Origin of the sequence: Methylobacterium amylolyticum, assembly GCF_030700245.1 — a bacterium.
Classification (GTDB): Bacteria; Pseudomonadota; Alphaproteobacteria; order Rhizobiales; family Beijerinckiaceae; genus Methylobacterium.
Window position 1 is genome coordinate 1 of the sequence record NZ_JAUYZI010000058.1, and the last position, 5436, is coordinate 5436.

3 protein-coding genes are annotated in these 5436 nt (G+C 73.8%); 1 reads left to right on the forward strand and 2 read right to left on the reverse strand.

What is annotated here, in order from left to right; genetic code table 11:
- The first annotated feature begins 533 nt into the window (after positions 1-533).
- A complete protein-coding gene (locus tag Q8W71_RS27525; RefSeq protein WP_305528601.1) occupies positions 534-1460 on the forward strand; it encodes a hypothetical protein in 927 nt (308 codons plus the stop codon).
- Positions 1461-1489: 29 nt separating this feature from the next.
- Here the strand turns inward: Q8W71_RS27525 and Q8W71_RS27530 are convergent, their stop codons facing one another.
- Positions 1490-2794 carry a caspase family protein gene (locus Q8W71_RS27530; RefSeq protein WP_305528602.1) on the reverse strand — a complete coding sequence of 435 codons (1305 nt, stop codon included), beginning with the start codon at positions 2792-2794 and terminating at the stop codon, positions 1490-1492.
- 395 nt (positions 2795-3189) lie between these two features.
- Positions 3190-5217: a threonine--tRNA ligase gene (thrS, locus tag Q8W71_RS27535; RefSeq protein WP_305528603.1), complete on the reverse strand. Its 2028-nt coding sequence runs from the start codon at positions 5215-5217 to the stop codon at positions 3190-3192.
- Positions 5218-5436 lie beyond the last annotated feature (219 nt).

Sequence of the window (5436 nt, forward strand, 5' to 3'; positions counted from 1 at the left end):
GGCGGCCCCGGTGACGGGGGCCGACGGCCACGGGGCGCCGCGGGGGCCGGCTTCCGCGTGTGTCACACGACCAGGGCTCCCGCGGCGTCCCGCGTCCCCTGTTCCATTTGGGCCATGTCCCCGGCGCGCAAGCGGGTGGGGGCGAGAACGCGTGTCCGGAGGGCGGGCCGCGGCGCAACGCCGGCCGACTCGAAAGAACCCGATCCTGCTTCCGGTTGCGCGCTTCGGGCGCGGCTCTCTCCGTCTTTGCGAGCGGAGCGAAGCAACCCAGCGGCGCCACATCGACGGGCGTCGCGCAGCCCTGGGTCGCTTCGCCTACGGCTCGCGATGACGGCGTGGGCCCGGATCCCCGCGTGGTTCGGACGGAAACGCTATGAGGGGGCTGGTGGGAAGAGCGGGTCGGAGAGGCTGTGACGGGCGGCCCGCCCCGGCCCGTCGCGCCGGCCCGCCTTGCCGCCGCCACGGTCCGGTCGCAGAGAGGCGGCGGACGGGGACGCCTCTCGGCTCCGGCGGGCGGAAGGATGACTTCGGGGATGCGGTTCGGGCTCGCCGCGACGCTGCTGATGCTGCTGCCCGCCGCCGCGGCGGCGCAGCAGGGCCTGTTCCAGAACCGCGTCGGCGATCCCGTCGGCGGCCCCATCGGCGGCCCCCTGCCTTCACCCTCGATCACCAGCCCGTCCCTGCCGCCCGCGCTGCCGCAGCCCGAGGTGCCGCTCGCGCTCTCCGCGGTGCTGTCCGGCCCCGGCGTGGCCCTGCGCCAGGGGCTGGCGTGGCGGATCTACGAGGACCGGGGCGACGGCGGCCGGCCGGCGATCGTCGCCCGTTCCGCCGACGCGGAGCCGCGGTTCTCGCTGCCCGCGGGCACCTACGTCGCCACCGTCACCTACGGCTTCGCCAGCGCCTCCAAGCGCATCGTCATGGCCGACCACCCCGTGACCGACACCCTGCGGGTGGCGGCCGGCGCGCTGCGGCTCTCGGGGGCGGTCGGCGACGTCAAGATCCCGCCCGGGCAGGTGACCTTCTCGGTGTTCGTGCCGGTGGGGACCAACTCGGAGGGCCGGCTGGTGCGCGCCGGCATCAAGACCGGGGAGCTGCTGCGCCTGCCCGAGGGCACCTACCACGTGGTCTCGACCTACGGGGAATCGAACGCGATCCAGCGCGCCGACCTCCGGGTCGAGAACGGCAAGGTCACCGACGCGACGCTCAACCACCGCGCCGCCACCGTGACCCTCAAGCTCGTGGCCAATCCCGGCGCCGAGGCGTTCGCCGGCACCGCCTTCTCGGTGCTGACGCCCGGCGGCGACACGATCCGCGAGGCGATCGGCGCCTTCCCGCAGGTGACGCTGGCCGAGGGCGACTACGTGCTGATCGCCCGCCACGACGGGCAGGTCTACACCCGCGAGTTCAAGGTCGAGAGCGGCCTCGACCGCGACGTCGAGGTGCTGGCCAAGACCGGCTGAGCCCCATCGCGAGCCGCAGGCGAAGCGGTCTACCGGCGCACCGCCTTCAGGAGGTTGTCCAGGAAGCCGCCCCCCTCGGGCGCCGCGCCGCCCTCCCGCGGGGCCGCGCCCTCCGGCGGCGCCTCGCCGGCCTTCTGCGCGGCGGCGGCCTTGGCCTTCACGGCGGCAGCCCGGGCGGCGAGCAGCTTGCGGTAGCCGGACTCGCTCTGCTCCCACAGGGCCGCCCGCTGCGCCGCGTCGAGGATTCCGGTGCGCGGCAGGCCGCGGCTGCCCTGCCAGTCGCCGACCGCCTTGTGCGTCCCCGGCCCGAACGCGCCGGACGCCCCGCCCGGATCGAAGCCGACCGCCTTCAGGCGCAGTTGCGCCTCGACCCGCTCCTTGTGGGACAGCTTCAGCTCGGGCTCGGCCGCCGCGACCGGCTCGGGCGGCGGCGGAGGAACGGCGGCCGGCGCGGGCCGGATCGCTGGGACCGCGGGCGCCGGCGCGGACCGGATCGCGGGCGCCGGTGCGGGCGGGGCGGCGGCCGCGACCGGCGCCGCCGGATCGAGGGAGAAGGCGGCCGGGATCGAGGTGGCGAACCAAGGGCGCTGCGCCCCGTCGGTCGCCCGGGCCACCGCCGCCCCCGCCCGCTCCACGGCCGCGTCGAGGGGCAGGCCCGGCGCGCCGACCTGCGCCACCAGCGCCGCCGTGTACGGGCCGGTGCGGCCGGGCGGCGCGGCGGGGGCCGTGCGGCCGGGCTCGGCGGAGAGGCCGACGAGGGTGCGCGGCGTCCCCTCCACCGCGACGGCGGCGAGGCCGGTCGCCACCGCCCCCGGCCGGATCCGGCCGAGGCGGAGGAGGTCGGCGGCCAGCGGGTTCGGGCGGGCGGCGTCGAGGAACGCGATGCTGGTCCGGTCCGCGCGCTGCATCGGCCGCAGCACCTGCGCGAGGCTCACCGCGCGGAAGCCGAGGTCGGCCTCGTTGCGCAGCACCGCGTCGGTGGGCAGCAGGTAGTTCTCGCCCGCCACCGCGATCCCGTGGCCCGCGTAGTACAGCAGCCCGACCCCCGCGCCGTCGAGCCGGGCCGCGTAGGCGCCGACCAGCGCCCGCAGCGCGTCGAGCCGCAGGTCGTAGCCCTCCATCACATCGAAGCCGAGGCGGGTCAGGGCGGTGGCCATCGCCCGGGCGTCGGCGACCGGGCCGTCGAGTGCCGGCGCGTTCTGGTAGGCGCCGATCCCGATCACCAGGGCGACCCGCCCCCCGGCCCGGGCCGTGCCGGCGAGCGCGAGGCCGACCAGGGCGGCGAGCATCAGTCGGGCGAGGAGGGCCGGGGCGGACCGAGACCAATGGCGCATCGTTCGATCGTCGGGAAAATCTGGATGCGGACGCGCACTCCCTCCCCCCTCCGCGGGGGAGGGTACCCTGCGCAGCAGGGGGGGAGAGGGGCAGCGCGACACTGGAAGATGGGGCACGCGACGCGACCTCTCCGGATGCGGCGCTCCCCTCTCCCGACCCGGCCTCACGCGAGGGGCGCCTTCTTGGCCACCCTCCCCCGCAGAGGGGGGAGGGAGAACGGGATGCGGTTCACGCGGTGCGGAGAGTGACGAAGGGCCGCCCAACCCGGACTCCTCTCGCTTTGACGGCCTGCCGCCGCGTCCCGTGTCGGCACGTCGACGCGAACGCCCTGAGCCCAGCATCGGCGAGAGCCGCGCCGATCTCAACCGCCCGAGCGGATTTCCCGCGGAACGTCTCAGGGCGTCGGGAGCACGCCGTGGTGCCCGTCGAGCACCGCGTCGCTCGTGGGCACAGTCTCGGCCACCGCGTCGGCGCGGCGCCGGTCCGGCGCGTTCGCCTCCTCGACGAAGGCCGCCACCGCCTCGGCGAGCGGCAGGGTGCGGGTCTGCTGGCTGCCGAGCCTGCGGATCGAGACCGTGCCCTCCTCCGCCTCGCGCTTGCCGAGCGCCAGCAGCACCGGGACCTTGGCCAGGGAATGCTCGCGGACCTTGTAGTTGATTTTTTCGTTTCTCAGGTCGGCCTCGACCCGCAATCCCGCCCGCTCCAGCGCCCGGACCACCCGCTCGGCGTAAGGGTCGGCCTCGCCGGTGATCGTGGCCACCACCACCTGCACCGGCGCGAGCCAGAGCGGGAAGTGCCCGGCGAAGTGCTCGATCAGGATGCCGGTGAACCGCTCCATCGAGCCGCAGATGGCGCGGTGGACCATCACCGGCGGCTTCTTCTGGCCGTCGGCGTCGACGTAGAAGGCGCCGAACCGCTCGGGCAGGTTGAAGTCCACCTGTGTCGTGCCGCACTGCCAGTCGCGGCCGATCGCGTCGCGCAGCACGTACTCGAATTTCGGGCCGTAGAAGGCCCCCTCCCCCGGGTTGACCGCGGTCCGGATCCGCCCGCCCGACTGCTCCTCGATCTGCGCGAGCACCCGGGTCATCACCGCTTCCGCGTGGTCCCACAGGGCGTCCGAGCCGACGCGCTTCTCGGGGCGCGTGGAGAGCTTCACCACGATCTCGTCGAAGCCGAAATCGGCGTAGGTCGAGAGGATCAGGTCGTTGATCTTCAGGCACTCGTCGGCGAGCTGGTCCTCGGTGCAGAAGATGTGCGCGTCGTCCTGGGTGAAGCCGCGCACCCGCATCAGCCCGTGCATGGCGCCGGACGGCTCGTAGCGGTGGACGACGCCGAACTCGGCCATGCGCAGCGGCAGGTCGCGGTAGGATTTCAGCCCGTGCTTGAAGATCTGCACGTGGCCCGGGCAGTTCATCGGCTTGAGGGCGAACCAGCGCTTGTCCTCGGCCTCGTCGCCGGCGCTCTGCGCCGCGAACATGTTCTCGCGATACCAGCTCCAGTGGCCGGAGGTCTCCCACAGGCCCTTGTCGAGGATCTGTGGCGCGTTCACCTCGGCGTAGTCGCCCTTGAGGCGGCGGCGCATGTAGGCGATCAGCTCCTGGAAGATCGTCCAGCCCTTGGCGTGCCAGAAGACGACGCCCGGCCCCTCCTCCTGGAAGTGGAACAGGTCCATCTCCCGGCCGAGCCGCCGGTGGTCGCGCCGCTCGGCCTCGGCCAGCCGGTGCAGGTAGGCGTCGAGGTCGGTCTGCGACGCCCAGGCCGTGCCGTAGATGCGGGTCAGCATCGGCTTGGTGGAATCGCCGCGCCAGTAGGCGCCCGCGACCTTCATCAGCTTGAAGGCCGGGCCGACCTTGCCGGTCGAGGTCATGTGCGGGCCGCGGCACAGGTCGAACCACTCGCCCTGCCGGTAGATCTTCAGGTCCTCGCCCGGCGGGATCGCGTCGACCAGCTCGACCTTGAACAGCTCTTGCTTGCCCGCGAACAGGGCGCGCACGTCCTCGCGCTTCCACACCTCCTTGGTGAAGGGCTGGTCGCGGGCGATGATCTGGCGCATCCGCGCCTCGATCGCCGGAAAATCCTCCGGCGTGAACGGCGTCTCGCGGAAGAAGTCGTAGTAGAAGCCGTTCTCGATGACCGGGCCGATCGTCACCTGGGTCTCGGGCCACAGGGACTGGACGGCCTCCGCGAGCACGTGGGCGCAGTCGTGGCGGATCAGCTCCAGGCTGCGCGGGTCGTCGCGGTTCAGGAACTCGACGCTGGCGTCGCGGGTGATGCCGTCGTCGAGGTCGTGGACGACACCGTCGAGCGCCATCGCCACGGTGCGCTTGGCCAGGGACTTGGCGATGCCCTCGACCACGGCGCGGCCGGTGGCGCCGACGGCGATCTCGCGCGTGTTGCCGTCGGGGAACGTGAGGATCGGCATGTCTCGAGACTCTCCGGGCTCAGTCCTGCATACGCGGCAGGTAAGCGGTTCAGGGATGCGCCCGCGCCGAGGCGCGGGAGGCGGCCGTCTAGAGCGCTCTCCGCCGAGGTGGACGCCGGCTCGGCGCGAGAGAGCGCGTCGAAACAATTCCGTGGAGCCGTGGGGGGGGGCCCCCCCCCCCGGCCCCGCCCCAGCCCCCAGTACGAGCGGGGGGGAACC